General features: G+C 31.3%; 14 protein-coding genes and 1 pseudogene. 5 read left to right on the forward strand and 10 right to left on the reverse strand.

Annotation, left to right across the window (positions count from 1 at the left end; genetic code table 11):
* Nucleotide 1: 1 nt before the first annotated feature.
* Entirely contained in the window at nt 2-1,384 is a 1,383-nt protein-coding gene (locus KCG49_RS06380) for an RtcB family protein (protein ID WP_218545356.1), read from the reverse strand.
* A gap of 161 nt (nt 1,385-1,545) precedes the next feature.
* Between KCG49_RS06380 and KCG49_RS06385 the strand changes: the two genes are divergently transcribed.
* A complete protein-coding gene (locus KCG49_RS06385; protein ID WP_218545357.1) occupies nt 1,546-2,559 on the forward strand; it encodes a helix-turn-helix transcriptional regulator in 1,014 nt (337 codons plus the stop codon).
* Nucleotides 2,560-2,757: 198 nt separating this feature from the next.
* Entirely contained in the window at nt 2,758-3,198 is a 441-nt protein-coding gene (locus KCG49_RS06395; protein ID WP_218545358.1) for a heavy-metal-associated domain-containing protein, read from the forward strand.
* A 363-nt stretch (nt 3,199-3,561) separates the two neighbouring features.
* On the opposite strand, the pseudogene KCG49_RS06400 reads toward KCG49_RS06395, so the two are convergent.
* From KCG49_RS06400 to KCG49_RS06440, 9 genes and pseudogenes are all read right to left on the reverse strand, one after another.
* Nucleotides 3,562-3,943, reverse strand: a pseudogene (locus KCG49_RS06400) (SPFH domain-containing protein); the annotation flags it as partial.
* Nucleotides 3,944-4,157: 214 nt separating this feature from the next.
* Nucleotides 4,158-5,732: a serine hydrolase domain-containing protein gene (locus KCG49_RS06405; protein WP_218545359.1), complete on the reverse strand. Its 1,575-nt coding sequence runs from the start codon at nt 5,730-5,732 to the stop codon at nt 4,158-4,160.
* 98 nt (nt 5,733-5,830) lie between these two features.
* Nucleotides 5,831-6,859, reverse strand: coding sequence for a helix-turn-helix domain-containing protein (locus tag KCG49_RS06410; RefSeq protein WP_218545360.1), 1,029 nt, complete (start codon nt 6,857-6,859; stop codon nt 5,831-5,833).
* Between the two features lie 176 nt (nt 6,860-7,035).
* Nucleotides 7,036-8,241 (reverse strand): TlpA family protein disulfide reductase, encoded by a 1,206-nt coding sequence (locus tag KCG49_RS06415; RefSeq protein WP_218545361.1) that lies wholly within the window; start codon nt 8,239-8,241, stop codon nt 7,036-7,038.
* Nucleotides 8,242-8,378: 137 nt separating this feature from the next.
* The gene (locus tag KCG49_RS06420) at nt 8,379-9,770 is read right to left on the reverse strand and encodes a hypothetical protein (protein WP_218545362.1); all 1,392 of its coding nucleotides are present in this window, start codon (nt 9,768-9,770) and stop codon (nt 8,379-8,381) included.
* A 63-nt stretch (nt 9,771-9,833) separates the two neighbouring features.
* Nucleotides 9,834-10,295: a hypothetical protein gene (locus tag KCG49_RS06425; RefSeq protein WP_218545363.1), complete on the reverse strand. Its 462-nt coding sequence runs from the start codon at nt 10,293-10,295 to the stop codon at nt 9,834-9,836.
* 193 nt (nt 10,296-10,488) lie between these two features.
* Nucleotides 10,489-11,349, reverse strand: coding sequence for a helix-turn-helix domain-containing protein (locus KCG49_RS06430; protein ID WP_218545364.1), 861 nt, complete (start codon nt 11,347-11,349; stop codon nt 10,489-10,491).
* Between the two features lie 473 nt (nt 11,350-11,822).
* Complete coding sequence (locus tag KCG49_RS06435; RefSeq protein WP_256259897.1) at nt 11,823-12,308, reverse strand: hypothetical protein; 486 nt, start codon at nt 12,306-12,308, stop codon at nt 11,823-11,825.
* A 28-nt stretch (nt 12,309-12,336) separates the two neighbouring features.
* Nucleotides 12,337-14,121: a hypothetical protein gene (locus tag KCG49_RS06440; RefSeq protein ID WP_218545365.1), complete on the reverse strand. Its 1,785-nt coding sequence runs from the start codon at nt 14,119-14,121 to the stop codon at nt 12,337-12,339.
* A gap of 148 nt (nt 14,122-14,269) precedes the next feature.
* On the opposite strand from KCG49_RS06440, the gene KCG49_RS06445 reads away from it, so the two are divergent.
* From KCG49_RS06445 to KCG49_RS06455, 3 genes are read left to right on the forward strand one after another with little or no spacing between them, the layout of a single operon-like run.
* Nucleotides 14,270-14,794, forward strand: a complete 525-nt coding sequence (locus tag KCG49_RS06445) for an RNA polymerase sigma factor (protein ID WP_218545366.1) — start codon at nt 14,270-14,272, stop codon at nt 14,792-14,794.
* A gap of 49 nt (nt 14,795-14,843) precedes the next feature.
* Nucleotides 14,844-15,743: a FecR family protein gene (locus KCG49_RS06450; protein WP_218545367.1), complete on the forward strand. Its 900-nt coding sequence runs from the start codon at nt 14,844-14,846 to the stop codon at nt 15,741-15,743.
* Nucleotides 15,730-18,234, forward strand: coding sequence for a TonB-dependent receptor (locus tag KCG49_RS06455; protein WP_218545368.1), 2,505 nt, complete (start codon nt 15,730-15,732; stop codon nt 18,232-18,234). Before KCG49_RS06450 ends, KCG49_RS06455 begins: the two co-directional genes overlap by 14 nt.
* The last annotated feature ends 66 nt before the right edge of the window (nt 18,235-18,300 follow it).

Consider the following 18,300-nt stretch of genomic DNA (forward strand, 5'->3'; position numbering starts at 1 on the left):
TTTAACGTCTCCTACGTTTTTTCCAAGGTGCATTTTTTTGCCAGTCGCCAGCCATTATACAGCCGTAGGGCAATACTTCATCAATTACTTTGCCTAGGCCAAATTCTTCCATTTGGTTTCTAACGGTTTCGGCATTTTTATAAGCCGATGGCAATTCGGTAATATCAATTTCATTAGAAAAAAATCTAATATCTAAACCTTTGGTTTCTTTATTAAATATCTCTTGAAACGTTCCTGTTTTGCTTTTTCTGTGTTGCGTTCTACTCACATTTCTTCCTGCGCCATGAGGTGCAAAACCTAAATTGTTATTTGTAGTTTTACCTTCTACAATTAACACAGGTTCAGACATATTCAAAGGAATCAATCTCGGCCCTGTAATATCTGGCATAAATTTAGGGTCTAACGGCGTTGCGCCTTTGGCGTGGTAAAACAAATCGCCCTCTTTAAAGACAAAATTATGTTCGTTCCAGAATCGGTTTTCTTTTTCAATTCCTAGTTTTTCAAGTGTGGCATCGTGCAAAACTTCGTGGTTTTTCTTTGTCCATTTTCTAATGATTTGTAATGCTTCCCAATACTGTTTCCCTTCTTCGGTATCAAAAGGAATCCAAGCATTTTGTTTTAAGGTTTTTGGCGATAATTCTTTTCTGAATCGTTCTGCTACTTTCATGCCTTTTCTATACAAATTGGCACCAAATCCACGACTTCCGTGATGGGTAACCATCATCGTATTTCCTGTGTTTTTAGATTTACCAATAAACAAAAAGTGGTTGCCATCGCCTTGAGTACCTAAATGCGATCTGGCAGCAGAAATACACTTTTGATCATTTAAAAAATAGTTGGCTTCTATCTCGGCTAACAAATCCATAGGAAAACGAAACTGCGTATTTCTATCTCTTCCACCAGGACCAAAATGTGTAATGCTATGCGCAGCATCTAAAACATCTTTTGGTTCAGCTTTTCCAAAATCGGTTAGCATTACCGAGCAGCAAATATCGGCACTGTGCATACCTGGGTGAATGGCATTTTTTGCTACAGCAACACCGCCTACTGGAATAGTACCATTACCTCCCGTTGGGCATGCATCTGGCATAATTGACCCATTAACTAATGTTGGTGTCTTCATTAAAGTTTTCATCGTTTCAACTACCGAGTTAACATTTGTTTCCTCTAATTCGTTTTCTGCTTTAATGTTAATTGAGAATGGAACTGCATTTTTATGTAAATCTATTGGGTCTGGAGATTTAAACTGTTCTAAATATTTTTTTAAAGCATCACCTTCTAATTGATTTTCATTAATATGACTTAATGCTTCTTTAAACCATTTTCCTGATCTAAATCCCATTTCAATTAATGTATGTCCCGTAATGTTTGTTCTGTTTTCCATTTCTTATCTATTTTAAACTCCGCCGACTCCTCGTTCGACGGAGCATTACTTCAAAGCCTTTTAAAAGACTTATTTATGATTTCGATACAAATATTTTGTCTATATGCGCAATCTTTTTGCGTAGATAAAATTATTCCTTATTTTTCATTAAAATTTAATCTATGGCTTTAAATAAAAATGCATTAATACGCTATAAAACTATTGATAAATGTCTTCAAAACAATTATAGGCAATGGACATTAGATGATTTAATTGAAGCTTGCTCTGACACATTATATGAATATGAAGGAAGGGAAGTTAACGTTAGTAAGCGAACTATACAATTAGATATTCAAATGATGCGTAGTGATAAGTTGGGTTATAATGCGCCTATTGTTGTTTACGATAAGAAATTTTATAAATACGAGGATGAAGATTATTCCATAACAGATATTCCGCTAAACGAAAACGACATGAATGTCCTTTCTGAAACCGTGGAAATGCTAAAGCAGTTCAAGGATTTTTCGTTGTTTTCAGAATTGGGAGGAATCATTCAACGCTTGGAGGACAAAGTGTATACTGAAAAGACAGATCAGTCCGCAATAATTCATTTAGATAAAAATGAAAAGCTAAAGGGCTTAGAGCATTTAGATGTTTTGTACCAAGCAATTATTAAGAAAATGGTTTTGAAAATAAAGTACCAATCCTTTAAAGCAAGGGAAGCTTCCGAAATTGTTTTTCATCCTTACATATTAAAAGAGTTTAATAACAGATGGTTTTTAATTGGCAGACCCGGAGTGGAGGCTAAAAAACCTATAGTTACTTTCGCTTTAGATAGAATTGTGAGCATTGATTACGATACAGCTATTACATATAGGAACAATAATTTCAATGGAGATGAATACTACAAGGATGTTATTGGTGTAACGGTGTCAAATACTAGAGCAGAACGTATTCAGTTTTGGATTGATAAGAAAAATGCACCTTATGTAATTACGAAACCATTCCATCGTTCCCAAAGAGTCATCAAGAAAACAGATGATGGTGTTATTTTTAACATTTTTGTTCAGATTAATTTTGAATTAGAACGTCTGATTTTAGGATTTGGCGATTCCATTGAAGTTATTAAGCCAAAAAGACTAAGAGATCGAATGAAACAAAAGCTTGAAAAAGCAATGGCATTTTACATAGATTAACCTTTTAAAATCAAAATCCGTAATCATTTTAAAATTAATGAATTACGGATTTTATCTGTACTCAAGGTGAGATTAATTCACTTTGTTGGCTAAGTAAAGAAGAGAAGATTTTGAACCCGTATTTCGGAGATGCCATGCTAACCTGCGGAGAAGTAAAACAAGTAATAGAATAATTGATAATAATTAAATTTTTTAAAAATGAAGAAAGTGATTTTAAGTGTAGCTGTAATTATAGCTATGGGTTTTACAAGTTGTAAAAATGAAACAAAAAAAGAAACAGAAACAAACACAACTGAAGTCTCAAAAGAAATGGCGATGACAGATTTATCTTTTGGGGTAAGGGGGAATTGTGGTCTGTGTAAAAGTACAATTGAAAAAGCAGCAAATAATGTAGATGGAGTGGCTAGTGCAAATTGGGATAAAGACAAGAAGAAAATTGATGTATCATTCGATAGTTCCAAAACAGATGAAATGGCAATTCACAATGCCATAGCTGAATCTGGTTATGATACTGAAAAAGTAGCAGGAAGCGAGAAAGCTTATGAGAGTTTACCTGATTGCTGTAAATATGACCACGATATGGAAATGAATCATTCTGGAGACGTAAAAGCTGATGACCATTCTGACCATAATCACTAGGATGACACACCATTTGAACAAAAAAGCCTCAATTAGAAGCTTTTTTTATTTACTATAAAAATATTAGATTTTGTTATATGTATCAAATGGCAAAGTACCTACTTTCAATTTACCCTGCCCCTATTTTCTTTATGGGGATATCCCACTAAATTTCCGATTAAAATTCATAAAAATGCTTTAAGATTAATGTGATGTTTTTATGGTTTGTCAAAGTGCTATTACAAAACCTTTAGTAAATTAAATACAATAGTGATGGATGTTTAATCTAAGCTATCATCAAAAACTAATCCAATGGATCTTTAAACATAAGTAGGTATACATAATAAAGTAAAAATGCATTAACCTAAATTAATGCATTCTCCATTACTTATTCACAGAGAAAATATCCTTTAATTGTTCAATCACGTTACCGTTTCCTGCAACTGTAATTTCTTCAATTTTATCAGCGATTTTCTCTACATATTCTAAACAACATGCTGTTGTCTTCCATTAATTTTGCGGTATTTAACAAGCTTCGTGTAGATGCTGTTTCTTCACGTCTAGTTACCACATTAGCCTGTGCTTTTTTGTGAGCAATCAATACTTGGTTCATAATATCTTTCATATCACCTGGCAAGATTACATCTCTAATACCTGTATGCAATACGTTTACACCCAATTTGCTAGCCTGTGCTTTCACATTGCTTAAAACGGCCTTAGCAATCGTTTCCTTTTGCTCTAACAATTCGTCTAATGTATAAGCCCCCTATGTAGATAGTTTTATCATTTTGAGCTACTAAAATGGAACCACTAAAAGGCTTTGAGCTATATTAACATTGGCTTCTAATAATTGTTGTGTTTTTTCAACATTATCTCCTGGTTGTGCCATACAACCTAGACAAAAAAATGACATGAGGATAACTCTAAATAGATTAATTTTCATCTCCAATATTTTAATATTTGTTTTCTTAATAATTCTCTTAATCTCTTTTTTCTATTGATTTATTTTTTTTACTTTCTTCCATCTTTTCAATTTTATTCTGTATCTCAACAATCCATTCAGTCACCCATTTTTTGTCTTTTTTAGTTTCATCGGTATTTAATTTATCAATGGTTAACTTATAATATTTAATGGCTTGTTCATTTTTACCACGCTCCATATAAGCCTCAGCTAAAACTTCCCAAGCACCAGCATTATTTGGCATAGCTACTGTTGCCAATTTTAAGAAGTCGAATGCTTTTTCAAAATTTTCTTGTTGCCAATACTGCCATGATATATTGTTAAATTCAACCAATTCAAAATAGTAATCATCTTTTTGAGCACTTAATTTTTTGGCTTCACTAGCAATCGTCTCGTAATCATTTTTTTCGTAAAGCAAAGACAATCTTTCTACTCCTGATATTTTAACCTTCTCTATAGGGTTTCCTTGTAAGATATTTTTTATTTGATTATTAATCTTACTGAGATATGGTGTTTTTGCATTTGCAATTAAAAAGTAGGTGTAATTTTCATCTAAAGCAATTCTAAAAAAACAATTTTCACCCTCTGATCCTCCTCTATGTCCTATATTTCTTTTGCCATTTATCATTTCTAACTGCCAACCTCTAGCATACATATTTTGCTTACCATCTTTTGTTTTTGCAGGTGATAGCATTTTTTTAATGGCTACACCTTCTATGATTTTTGCTGTTTGTAGTGCGTTACTAAACTTCCATAAATCTGTAAATGTTGAGTTGAGTCCTCCAGCTCCTTTTCTATCTCTGAAATAGGAATCTAAATAATCTGGATAACCTTCATGAAAATCCAAAGGAACATAGGCTCCTTCCTGCAATGATAATGCATGTGGTTTTGCTAAATTTGTGTCATCATTTATGTTAGTTAATCGCTGTGTGTGTTTCATATTAGCAGGTTCAAAAATCAATTCTCGTAGAAGATCATCATATGTTTTTTTGGAAGCTCTTTCTGCTATTCCTGCTAAAAACATATATCCTGCATTACTGTATGAGAATTTTTCTCCAGCAGGAAATTCCTGTTTAGGCTGATGTTCTTCATAGAGTTTAAAAAGATCATTATTTGTAAGTTGTTTAAATTTATCCCAATGCTTCTTTACTAAATTGTCATAGTAAAATGGTATTCCAGATGTGTGTGTTAAAAGATGGTCTATGGTAATATCTGTATAAGGAAGTTTAGGAAAGAAGTCTACTAGCTTATTATTAACAGTAAAGTATTCTAACTCAACCATTTTCATAATAAGGGTCGCAGTAATTGTTTTATTTACTGAAGCTATTCCAAATGAATTCGTTACATCTAACGGTTTTTTTGTTTTCATGTCAGCATAGCCATATACCTTTTCAAATAGCATTACATCCCTATCACCTATCATGAATCCACCATTAAACTGTTCATTTGAATTAAGATCGGATAAAAGTTGATCTATCTTCTCTATTTTCTTTTCTCTGCTTTCTTGACAATTGGAAAAGTTTATACACAGAAGTAAAATAAATGTGTTTTTTACAAATAGTGTAGTTGTCATATTAATAAATCTTACTTTCATTTTTGACGATATAAATTTTTATTGAGCAATAAATGTAGTATCCTTATACATATCAACTAAAAAAAACATTTCCTATATCATGATATAGCAAAATAAATCTATCTTTTTTGGGTTCTAAATTGTTTTGGAGTAAGACCTGTATCTTTTTTAAATAAGTAATTAAACCGGCTATTAGATGAAAAGCCTGAGTCTTGGGCTATTCCATAAATTGTAAGATTTGCTTTCTTAGGATCAAATAAATTTTTCTTTACTTCCTCTATTCGATACTGTAATAAGTATTCTGAAAAACTTAAATCTAGATTCTGATTGATAACCTGAGAAATATATTTTGATTGTATTCCTATCAATTTTGAGAAAATTTGTAATGTTAAATTTTTATTAAGGAATAATTTTTCTTCTCGCATTATTTTTTCTATCTTTTTTAGATACATTTCTCTTTTTTCTCTAGATAGTGGAGATGTTTTGTATTTTTTAGGTTTTATTCCAAATTCGTTTGTTGAATTCATTTCTTTGTAAGCGATATAAAAAACAGGTATTACCAATAGTGATTTAAAGTTTCTCATTAATCCATTGGAAAAAAAATCAATACCAAAATTTCTACATAATATAGATACTAAATAAAAAGAAATTAAAAATGACATCGTAAATAAAGACGGTAGTATCCAACTATAAAATTGTTTTGCTCTTCTATAATTCTTAAAACAATGTCTAATAATTAACATTAGATAAATTATGATTTGAATAATGAAAAGGTTTTGTAAGTCTATGATGTAATCGTGTCTATTAAAAATAATATCAAATAGAGCTATAAAAACATAAGGAGTAGTATTAAAAAAAACTATTCTTTTATTAAGTTTTCCTTCATAAAAGAGCACATATAAGAATAGTAGGGGTCCAATAAACCATGCAACATGAAGCGAAACTCTAAGTAATAATGTTTCTATTCCTAAAAAGGAATTTAGATGGTAGCATGTTCTTATTGAAAGGATTGCAAAACAAAAGCAAAGTAGTCCTAATAAAATATTTAATATTTTTTCTCCCTTTCTTTTAAAAAAGAAATGAAAAACTAAGAAGATAGCTTGGACTGCTATGATTATATTTATTATTGACAGTATTTTCACCAACATTTTAAGGTACAAATATCAATTAGTATGAAAAATAACTTATTTCTATAAATTTAAGTTTTTGATAATAAAGCCATTCAAATTTCAAAATAAATTAATTGTGAAAATTACATCAGAATCATATTTATATAAAGCTAACAATCACCTTCTAATCAGTTACCGCTATTGTGTTAAACTAGTTATTTCATATGTTTATTAATTACTATCTTCGATTGTTCAAAATCATTCGAGTCAAAACCGCTAGTTGACTGAACTATAATTCCAGACTTGTCTATAATATACATAGTTGGGTATGATTTAATCTTAAAAATTTCTGCTATATCATCTCCATTAGGAATATGTATATAACTATAACCTTTATTTTTGAAATAGTTTTCTGCCGCTTGGGGCTTTTTTTCTCCTGCTGACACACCTATAATCACTACATCTTTATTATTCTTATATAACTGCTCTAATCGCTCGATCATTGGCATTGCTATAATACACGGAGGACACCATGTACCCCAAAAGTCAATTAAAACAACCTTTTCTTTTAATTGTTCAGAGGAAAACTTTTCTCCATTTTGCGAAACACCAGACCATTTTGGCGCTAAACTATTTACTTTCAATAAATTTTCGCCTGAAATATCTTGTTGTGTTTCTTGATACGAACGTTCCTGTACAGAAGTATTCTTGTTTATCAAAGTAAAATATGACTTCTGATAATTCTTATTGAGCTTCTTTATGGAAATTGTCTTATGATTAAATTTATCCGTATAAAATATGGGTAATTTAGACTCACTATCTATCCAAAAAATATGGACTGCTTGTATTGGTTTTTTATTCTTTGTTTGAAGTGATTTACCATTCTTATTAGTAGGCATTAAAATACCTGAAACACTTTTAATTATTTGATATTTCTTCTCATTTATAACATCTTCTCCTACATGCTGAAATTTATGAAAAATGTTAGACAAAGGTTTATAGGGTGTTTCCTCAGAGAAAGGTCGAATATGTAACATAAATAAATATTGTTGCAATAAGCCCATAACTATTCCACGAGTGGGTTTTGTATATCTTTTAACTTTGCTTTCTCCTCGCTGAAATAAAAACTGACTTCCATCGTAAGAAAAAGAAAAAGGTTCTGAAACTCCTTTTTCTTCTATCGTACCCTTAACTTTAATTAGAGCTTTTCCAAATCCAATATCTTTGACGTCAGCTTTTTGTTGCGTTATATTTGCTTTAATTGTAGGAAATCCGTATTTCCCTTTTTCTGGTTTTTGACTTATTTCATACTCTATAGAACTTAGGTTTTTACAAACTTTACCTGAGGCTTGTAGAATATTTTCTTGTCCTAAAACTAATGATGAACAAAAAATTAAAATGAGCAATAAGGTTGTTTTCATAATTTATTATTTTAATTCTACTTCGATTTAAATTCCGATTATAGGACGTTAAAATGCAAGCAATGAAGATAGCAGCAGAGAGTTGATAGCATTTTTACATTCTTTCTCAATGATTCATAAATAAATCACTTATAATTTTAGTCCATCATAATTTGTTTTTTTATCCATTCATCAGTAATAACAATTATGTCTTCATTAAAATTTTCTTGCGCATTTTGCCAAGTTTGTTTTGCGTTTAAAACCTTAACATTATCTTCTATACTGCCTACTTTTGATAAATGATGGTTTGTCTCGGGAATTATTTTATAAAAACCTTTCCCAGGTGCAACTTGATTTATGGCATTAGCTATTAACTTAACACTAAATCCGCCACCAATGGCCGCTAAATCTGATGCACCATATAAAGAAAGAGTAGGAATTTTAATTTCTTGATGTTCTTTCAATAAATTCATTTTATTCAAACTCTGTAAAAAAATTGGATTTCGCCCCATAATGGTTTGCCCATTATATCCCAAAGCTTTAAAAATGAATTCCATATCTTCTACAGGGTATTTATCTATAAGTGTTTTTAAACTTTCATCTTCATACAAAAACTCGTACAATGGCATTCTTAAACTATTTATTTTTTCTTGCATACCTCCATAACTAATATTCTCTATTATTGGTAATTGAACTGTGAATATATCAATGATATAATCATACCATGACTTCGCTACGTAACCATACCCTATAATACCTCTAACTCCAATATCTCTTGCAATAAAAGGAGCCTGCATCGCTCCTAAAGAATGTCCCCAAATAAAAATATTATTACTATTAATATATTTATACTCTTTTAATCGTTTAAGCCCTTCTCTAAATCCATCTATTTCTGTTTTTGCATCAACTTCAACACAATGTTTATTATTCATAGAGTCACCCATACCTAATTTTTCAACTCTATAAACGGCATAACCTTTTTTAATAAACCCCTCGATTAATTGATTGACTGAACTATTCTTATAATTATTAATTTGTTCTATTGAGGCACAACTAAAGCCTTGTACATAATAAATTACAGGAAGATCTTTATGTAGCTTATCTTTAGGCAAATACAAGATACTTCTTAATTTGCCTTCGAAATCTACATAATCGTATATAATATCAGCATATATTGAACTTTCTTTGATTGTACCAACAACTTTGCCTTTAAGTTTTTTTACTTTTCCATTTCTAAAAACGGTAGCTGTAATTTTATCTCCTTCTCTATATTTGTCTTTGATAAGATTATAAAAACCCGAACCAACAGGAACACCACCATAATCTATTAAAATATCTTTTTCCTGTATTTTTAAATTAGCACCTGTAGTATTCTTATGTACTTCTTTAACAAAGGTTTTGGCATTACCTTGGTAGCTGAGTTCTTTTGAAATCTGAGGAGTTAGAGGTTGTAATGAAACACCTAAATTTGGTCTTCTTCCTAGTTCTTGTGCATCTGAATTACCAATAAATAAAAGTATTCCAAATAATACTAAAATTGTTTTTTTCATAAATTAAATGCTGATTTTTTTTAAGCCTATTACATAGTACTTTGATTGTTCAGTATAACATTATTAAATCTCTTTTAAACCTATACCTAAAAGAGACGTTAACTCATCAGCACTAAGTGTTTTAATCTCTAAACGCAAACCCAGTTCACTATATGCTATGTTTTCTTTATTTTGAAATCCTAAATTACCAACTGCCTTTTTAGAGTTAGATTTTTTTTCTTTTAAAGTTTTTATGCTTTTTAGAAGTTTAGCTTTTTTGACTTCCTGTCTATTTCCTTGTTTAATCTCTTTTAATTGCTTTTTTGTTTCAGCTACTGGGTTGACCTTTAATCTTGCTTTGTTATATTTTGATGATTCTTGCTTAACTTCTTTAACCAAACGAGCATGCTTTAGGGTTCTAATAGAGGATAACGTTTTTCCTTTTTTAGTAGCGGTTAAAGTATCTACTCTTACCTCTTTAACTTGATTTTGTCCATATACAAAACCTACAAATAATAAACATAAAATGATTACTGATTTTTTCATGATGAATTTGATTAATAATTAAACTTTTGATAATGATAAGTTATCTTTATTAAGTAGAGCATTCAAATATTGCTAATATCTAAATGTGATAATGTTTACAGTAGGTATATTATAATAAGGAAGTTATTATTTATAAACTGTATTTTAAAACTAGCTTATAGTTTGCATAGCTTAATTAACAGAATAAATAAATTTAAAAAACTTTTAATTTTGAAGGACAAAAGCCAAAAGCCTTTTTAAAATTTCGAGATAAATTCTGGCGGTCATTAAATCCTGTTTTTAAAGCAATTTCTTCAAGAGATAAGCTGTCATAACTTAATAGCTCATTTGCTTTAGCTAATCTAATTTTTGTTAAATAATTATAGGGTGTGTCCCCATAAACATCTTTAAAAGTTCTTATAAGATGAAATTTAGAGATGTTTGCATTTAAACTTATGTTATCGATGGTCAAATCTTTGTAAAAGTTATCATTAATAAACGACTTTGCTTTATTCAACCTAGAATGTAGTTCTTGTTTAGTTGAAACTTTTGAAATATTTAATTGATTCATCAGCTTATTTATTCCAATCTGATGTTTAAGCATTTCAAAAGCTAAACTATAATACCATTCTTCATTATCATTATCATTAGTGTTAGTGCAGTTAACAAGATTCACCAAGATACGAGATAGACCATCATTACCAAAATTATACTTACCATTATATAAGTTGAAATCAAAAGTAGTATCGCAACGAGATAGAAAATCTCTATTGAAAATGTCATTCATTATTTCATTAACCATCTTCTCATCTAAATACACACATTTACCAATTACGTCTTGATTGGATTTTATTGAAACATCAATAGATTGGTTTTGATTAACAACTAAAAACTCTCCTGATTTTACGACATAATTCTTATTATCAACTTTATAGTGTTCCACTCCTTTAACTGGAACCTTAATAGAAAAAGCTGACTTTTGGATCGAAATTTGCTTCTGCCTACATTTAGTATTAACAATATGATTTCCAGACTCATTAATAGCTTGCATATCTATGTTTTCGTTTTCCACCATAACACCTTAGTTAGTAATAATGAACAACAAATTAAGCTTTTGTTATATACAAAAAAACTAAAGTTATGTTAATTATCTATAACCTATTTTATAAGCCTAAGATATGAGTAGCAATTTTTGATTTATCTTTTCAACATATTACATTGATAAATCGTTTTACACAATCTTCAAAAACTACATCTCATTTATTTTCTTTCAATTGCCATTTATCAAGTTAAATTTATGTAAAGTAAAAAAATAATCACCCTAGATTCTGCATTAAAATAGAAGCTAAAAAAATTATTTTTTCTATTAAAAAAACTTCGTATTAAAGTCCTTGAAGTTTTAGAAAGTCCCCTAGAGCATCAATAGATCAAAACAGTAATTAGAGACAAGAAGGCATATGACCATAATTATTAATTATAACCCAGTTTTTATATATGGCTCACTCTATCCGAATTTTACAGCTAAGGGACAATTATTAACTTAAACCCTTAATTTCTTTCAAATGTGAGCATATCTGTGCCACCATTTCCTCCACTAATATCAATGAGTTCAATTCTTGTAGATGTTGTAGTTACCACATCCCAATCATCATTTAGGTCTTCAAAATCATTGTCATCTGGTACAGGGAAGAAAATATTGAAATCTATATCGTCATCACTACTACTATCATCACTACTGTTACTATCATCTGTAACTGACCAAGTTCCTGTTATTGTATTTGAACCATTAGTAGCCACCAATGAACCATCAGAATTAAATGTAAAGTCATACCCATTGAAATCGGAAGTTTCATTTTCTCCTGAATCATTAAAGTTTGTGATTCGCCAAGTTCCAGATTGTGCTGTACTCTCAATTTCAGCTATTTGTTGACTATTGTTGTTTGGGCTTCCATCGTCATCATCACTTGAACACATGGATGACATTAACGAAAAGCTTAACATTACTAATAGCCCTAGATTGAATATTTTTTTCATAATTATTTGATTTAAATATGTTTTAATATTATAGTTTTTGAAGTGTTAGGGTATCTGTTCCACCTCCGCCTCCGCTAACATCTTGTATAACGACTTCTGTACTAGTTACAGAAATCACATCCCAATCATCATCATTAAATTCTTCAAAAGGCATATCCGTTCCGAAATCTAAAGTCATATGATTACCAGAACTAAATACTGACCATGTTCCATTGTTGGTGTTAGAACCATTGGAAGCTGATACAGCCCCATCCATATTAAAATCTAACTCATAACCTGTATAATCAGAAGTTTGGTCATCTGCATCTTCGGTATAAGAGGCTACAATCCACAACCCATCTGTTAGGATAGCTTCCAAATTATCATTGCCATTGCCACCGTCAAAAGGCTCTCGCTCAAAAGTCAAAAAGTCTTCAGAACCATCCCCTCCGCTAACATCTTTAAGCCTTATAATATCATTAGTAACTTCAAGAACATCCCAATCGTCTGCTAACTCGTCTAACGGAATCCCAGTACCAAAGTTTAGGTTTAATCCAAGTTCTGTATCATCTCCTGAAGTTGTTGACCAAGAACCATTAGTAGTTCCACTCATATCAGTTGCTGTTGCCGTATTGTCAGATGCAAAATTGAAAACATAATCTGCAAAGTCTGCGGTTTCATCTGTATCGTCAAAAAAGTATGTTACATACCAATCGCCATTTGTAAGAGCATTTACCAATGCTGTATCATCAATGTTTCCACCAGATTGACAATCACTCTCAAATCGCAACCTATCGTCACCTAGTCTTAAATCAACATCAACTTCATCATCATCTTGCTCAATTTCATGTAAGTTCCAAGTATCGTTAAAGTCTGGCAGTCCAGTAACATTAATTACAACTGAAATATTATTACCCGAACCTGAAGCTTCCCAAGTCCCATTGAATGTATTAGCCCCTTGAGTAACTAGAATAGTTCCATCACTATTAAACTCAAATACATAGCCTACATAGTTATCTTCAAGGTCATTATCATTTCTCTCTAGTTTGTCAACTGTCCATTCAGAACAATCAGCAAAAACGGTTTCAAGGTCATTGGTCGTACAGTTATCACAATCATCATCATCGAAATCATTGTCATCGTCTTCATCGCAAGTATCATCTGCCATCTCAATAGCATCCTCTAGCTCTTGTATAGAATTAATGGTCTGTGTAGAGCCATCTGCAAAAATTACGGTAATTGGGAAGTTAATGGTTACAGCTGCAAATTCATCTAAATCATCGATAAAATCGTACATATCATTATCATTGTTGATAGTAATGGTATTGATTAAATCATTGTTCTCATCAAAAACAGATGCCGTAATTGGATATTGGAAGTCAATACATTCTATATCATCATCATCTTCGTTTTCGCCTACACAATTCGCTGTTAGTGCCGCTAATTCGGAATCTGAATTAACAACAACAGTTGAATAATCTGTTAATACAACAGTTATTGGATAGGAGATAACAACAGAGTCCACATCATCATCAAACAAATCGATAATATCCTCAATGTCTTCATAACCATCCTCATCATCAATGGTTAGTTCAATACCGTTGACTGTAACTGTAACTGGAAGTTGAACACTTAAACAACTAGCGTTGTCTATTATGTTATCGCTTGAACCATCATTAAAGGCTGTTCTGCTCATTAAATTGGCTACCGTAGAATTTGCTTCGATTGTTTCTTCAGTAGGAGGGTCAATTGCTAAATCGTCTTCAGTTCTACAAGATGTCATTGTAAAAAGAACACCAAGAACTAGTAATGAGATTGGTTTTAATGTTTTCATAATACATGTTTTAATTAATCGAGTTCGTTTTTTGATTTACCTTATTTAGGCTCTTTATTCTTAAAACAACTGACTAAAAAATTGTCCCAAGAAAAAATAGATTTTTTTTTATTTATCTTTCATTTTTAAAATCAAAAAACGTTTTCCCTTGCCAAAATCATTGCACCAAGATATATGTGATAAAATCCGCTTTTCTAAGCTTTACGAGAAATATGCACAGTCATTGAGTAATATTTTATTTTATAAGTATGGAGAGCTTCTAAACCCTTCTGATAAGGTACAAGAAGCGTTTATTAAGTTATGGGAGAATTGTTCAAAAATTAAGCCAGAAGCCGTTAAATCGTATTTATACACCACAGCAAATAATATGATGCTCAACGAAGTAAAACATCAAAAAGTAGTATTGAAGTATCAGCAAGTAAAACCAAAAGATTACACAAATGAATCCCCTGAATTTGTGTTGCGAAAAAAAGAGTTTTTAAAGCGGTTTGAATGTGCCTTGGCAGATTTAAAGGAAGAGGAACGAGTTGCTTTCCTATTGAATAAAGTAGATGGCAAAACTCACAAAGAAGTAGCTGAAATTTTAGGCATTACCAAAAAGGTAGCCGAACACAGAATATATGGGGCTTTAAATAAACTTAAAGAAGAGCTTGAAGAACTAAATCGAAAATAATTTTGGGACAATTATGTTTTGAGTTGTTTTAAAAATATAACAGCATGTTATGGATAAAGAGCAATTAGTAATAAAATGGTTAAATAATGACCTTACAGGGGAAGAGTCAAAGGCTTTCAATGCATTAGAAGATGCTGACCTATATAAGGAGATTATTGAAGAAGCTCAAAGATTCAACGGTAGTATAAATGCCAAAGTCGAATCTTTTAATGCATTGGATGAGAAACTAGTTTCCAAAAGTAATAATTCTATCAATTGGGTAAAAGTTGTATCTAGTATAGCTGCAATTTTTATTGTTGGTTTTGCACTCTTTACATTTTTAAATAAAGACCAAATTAGTTCTTTTAAGACTACTTTAGCCCAAAATGAAGTCATTACCTTGCCTGACAACTCAATTGTTAATCTCAACGAGCTATCCGAGCTACAATACAATAATTCTAAATGGAATACAAATAGATCGTTGGATTTATTTGGGGAAGCTTTTTTCGATGTAGAAAAAGGAAAACGATTCGATGTTAATACGCCTTTTGGTACTGTAAGCGTTCTGGGCACAGAGTTTAATGTGATGTCGAGAGATAGTATTTTTAAAGTCTCATGTTATGAAGGTTTGGTGCAAGTTGCATTTGATGATGAGAATGTTAAGTTACCTGCTGGAACAGAGTTTATCTTATCATCAGGAAAAGGTTCTAAATCTAAAATTACGATAGCCGAGCCATATTGGTTAAAAAATATGAGTGTTTTTGAAAACGCTTCTTTTGAAGATGTTATCATTGAACTCGAAAAACAATACGATATAGAAGTTCAGCATCCATCTGATTTGAACATTCAATTCACAGGTGCTTTTGAACATGATAATCTTGAAAACGCCCTAAAATCAATCTCTAAGCCCTTTAATTTGACCTATAAAATCGACACAAACAAGGTCATTATTACGAATGGGGAGAACTAGATTTTACATATTTCTGTTATTAAGTGTCTTTCCACTATATCAAATATTAGGACAAAATTCTGAACAGGGTGTACCTATTTCTAAAGTTCTTGAAGAAATTTCACAGGTTCACTTAATCACTTTTAATTATGAAAGCAGTCTTCTAAAAGATATTGTTGTAGCACCTATACCGAAGGATTTAAAACTATCAGCTAAAATTAAGAATCTCGAAAATCAAACTAACCTAATCTTTGAGAGGGTCAGCGATATGGTATATACTATTTCTAAAGCAATTCAGTTGTGCGGTTATATTATAGATTCTGAATCACAAAGTCCACTCGTTTCAGCTACGGTAACGAGTAAGTTTGTTTATGCTGTAACTGATGACAAGGGTTATTTTGAAATTGAACTCAAATCTTTAAATGAGGTATTGACCATCAGGCATATTGGATTCAAGACCATAGAACGTCAATTAAAATACTTCAACTTAAAAGCCTGTTCAACAGTAGCAATGTTTGCTCAACAAGAGGTCATAGCACCTGTACTTATTGAAACTTATTTGGTTCGTGGAATTGACAAAAGACAAGACTGGACAACATCCATTGATTATAAAAAGTTCAGCTTGTTACCTGGTCTTATTGAATCGGATGTTTTGCAGACTGTTCAAGCACTACCAAGTGTTTTGAGTGTTGATGAAACAGTCTCAAACATTAATATTAGAGGAGGCTCTAATGACCAGAATTTAATGCTTTGGGATGATATAAAAATGTATCAGACAGGACACTTCTTTGGTCTCATATCAAGTTTTAACCCACTTATGACACAAAGTGCAAGTGTTATTAATAATGGTTCGGATGTAGCATTGACAGATGGAGTTTCAGGAACAATCCACATGCAAACAGACAAACAAATCGATTCAAAATTCAATAGCGTTTTTGGACTCAACTTCTTAAATGCGGAGTTGTTTTCAAACATACCAATAGGAAATAAATCATCATTGCAAATAGCTTCAAGAAAGTCATTAGATGATTTTGTCAGAACACCAACTTACGATGTCTATTTTGAAAGAGTGATTCAAGAAACGGAAGCAGACAATAATGTTGCTAATGTCACTAATTCTAATCAAGAGTTTGATTTTTATGATGCTTCTTTAAGATGGTTATATCAGCCAACGAACAAAGATTTTTTAAGGCTAAACTTTATTTTGATTAACAACGATTTAGGCTTTAATGAAACTGCCGATGTTAATGGAATTTCACAATCAAGAAGAAGCGGTATTTCTCAAAATACAATTGCTATTGGATTAAACTATAAAAGGCAATGGAATGAAAAGCTGTCCTCAACCATTAATGTTTATGATAATGAGTATAAGCTCGAAGCTCTTAACGCAGATGTTTTAAATAATCAGCTTCAGTTACAAGAAAACATTGTCTCTGAAACAAGTGTTCAATTGAATAACTTATATGAGGAAAATAGATGGCGTTTTAATCTTGGCTATCAATTCACGGAAACTGAAGTTATTAATTTAAACGATATTGATTTACCTCGTTTTGTGAGACGTGATGAAGAAATATTGAGAGAACATGCAGTCTTCGGTCAAGCTTGGTATAAAAGCTCAAATAACGACTTTTCAGTTAGAGGTGGTGTAAGAGCGAACTATCTCACTCGTTTTGAAAAATTGATAGTCGAACCTAGATTAAGCCTTAGAAAATCAATTGGGGAACATTTTGAAATTGAGGCGCAAGGAGAATTTAAGCACCAAAGCACTTCGCAAATCGTCAATTTCCAAAATGACTTTTTAGGTATTGAAAAAAGACGATGGCAACTAGCCGATAACGATAGTATTCCTGTATTACAAAGCAAACAAGCTTCATTTGGAATACTGTATAAGAATAGTGGTTGGCTTTTAGACGCCAAGGGATATTATAAAACAGTTAATGGGATAACCACCCAAAGTCAGAGTTTCACTACCAAATATGAATTTTCAAAAGAAAAAGGCAGTTATGATGTCTATGGATTTGAGTTTCTCTGCAGAAAAACTTTTGGTAATTTCAATAGTTGGTTAAGCTATTCTTACATAAATAATATTTATACATTTGAAACTCTTGAAGATATTGAGTTTCCGAGCAACTTTGACATAACACATTCAGTTACTTTGGGTACAACTTTTAGTAATAAATCTTGGAATGTTTCAGCAGGATTAAATTACCGAACGGGAAACCCAACTACTATACCGTTAGTTGGTAATGAGATTGTAGATGATGATGTGAATTTTGATGAAGGTAATGGTCAAAGGTTAATTGATTATATGAGAATTGATACTTCCGCTATCTACAAGTTTAAAATAAGCAATACATTTCGGTCAGAAATTGGTGCATCTGTTTGGAATATCTCAAACAGGCAAAATGCCATTAATGACTATTACAGAGTCAATGAAAGTAATGGAGTAAATAAGTTCTCAAGATTTTCTTTGGGTTTGACTACAAATGTGGTCATTAGGCTTTATTTTTGAATAAGGACTATTTAAGTCATGGTAATGTTTCTTTTCTGTTTTTTCTGAAGTTTGTATTTTAGGGTT

This window comes from Winogradskyella luteola, assembly GCF_019203985.1.
In the GTDB taxonomy this organism is placed as follows: Bacteria; Bacteroidota; Bacteroidia; order Flavobacteriales; family Flavobacteriaceae; genus Winogradskyella; species Winogradskyella luteola.

Excerpts from the sequence above, each read along its gene's own strand:
- KCG49_RS06420 (WP_218545362.1), bottom strand. The coding sequence starts at position 9,770 with ATGAAAAAAACAATTTTAGTATTATTTGGAATACTTTTATTTATTGGT.
- KCG49_RS06395 (WP_218545358.1), top strand. The coding sequence starts at position 2,758 with ATGAAGAAAGTGATTTTAAGTGTAGCTGTAATTATAGCTATGGGTTTT.
- KCG49_RS06440 (WP_218545365.1), bottom strand. The coding sequence starts at position 14,121 with ATGAAAACATTAAAACCAATCTCATTACTAGTTCTTGGTGTTCTTTTT.
- KCG49_RS06450 (WP_218545367.1), top strand. The coding sequence starts at position 14,844 with ATGGATAAAGAGCAATTAGTAATAAAATGGTTAAATAATGACCTTACA.
- KCG49_RS06435 (WP_256259897.1), bottom strand. The coding sequence starts at position 12,308 with ATGAAAAAAATATTCAATCTAGGGCTATTAGTAATGTTAAGCTTTTCG.
- KCG49_RS06410 (WP_218545360.1), bottom strand. The coding sequence starts at position 6,859 with ATGTTGGTGAAAATACTGTCAATAATAAATATAATCATAGCAGTCCAA.
- KCG49_RS06405 (WP_218545359.1), bottom strand. The coding sequence starts at position 5,732 with ATGAAAGTAAGATTTATTAATATGACAACTACACTATTTGTAAAAAAC.
- KCG49_RS06385 (WP_218545357.1), top strand. The coding sequence starts at position 1,546 with ATGGCTTTAAATAAAAATGCATTAATACGCTATAAAACTATTGATAAA.
- KCG49_RS06425 (WP_218545363.1), bottom strand. The coding sequence starts at position 10,295 with ATGAAAAAATCAGTAATCATTTTATGTTTATTATTTGTAGGTTTTGTA.
- KCG49_RS06380 (WP_218545356.1), bottom strand. The coding sequence starts at position 1,384 with ATGGAAAACAGAACAAACATTACGGGACATACATTAATTGAAATGGGA.
- KCG49_RS06415 (WP_218545361.1), bottom strand. The coding sequence starts at position 8,241 with ATGAAAACAACCTTATTGCTCATTTTAATTTTTTGTTCATCATTAGTT.
- KCG49_RS06430 (WP_218545364.1), bottom strand. The coding sequence starts at position 11,349 with ATGGTGGAAAACGAAAACATAGATATGCAAGCTATTAATGAGTCTGGA.
- KCG49_RS06455 (WP_218545368.1), top strand. The coding sequence starts at position 15,730 with ATGGGGAGAACTAGATTTTACATATTTCTGTTATTAAGTGTCTTTCCA.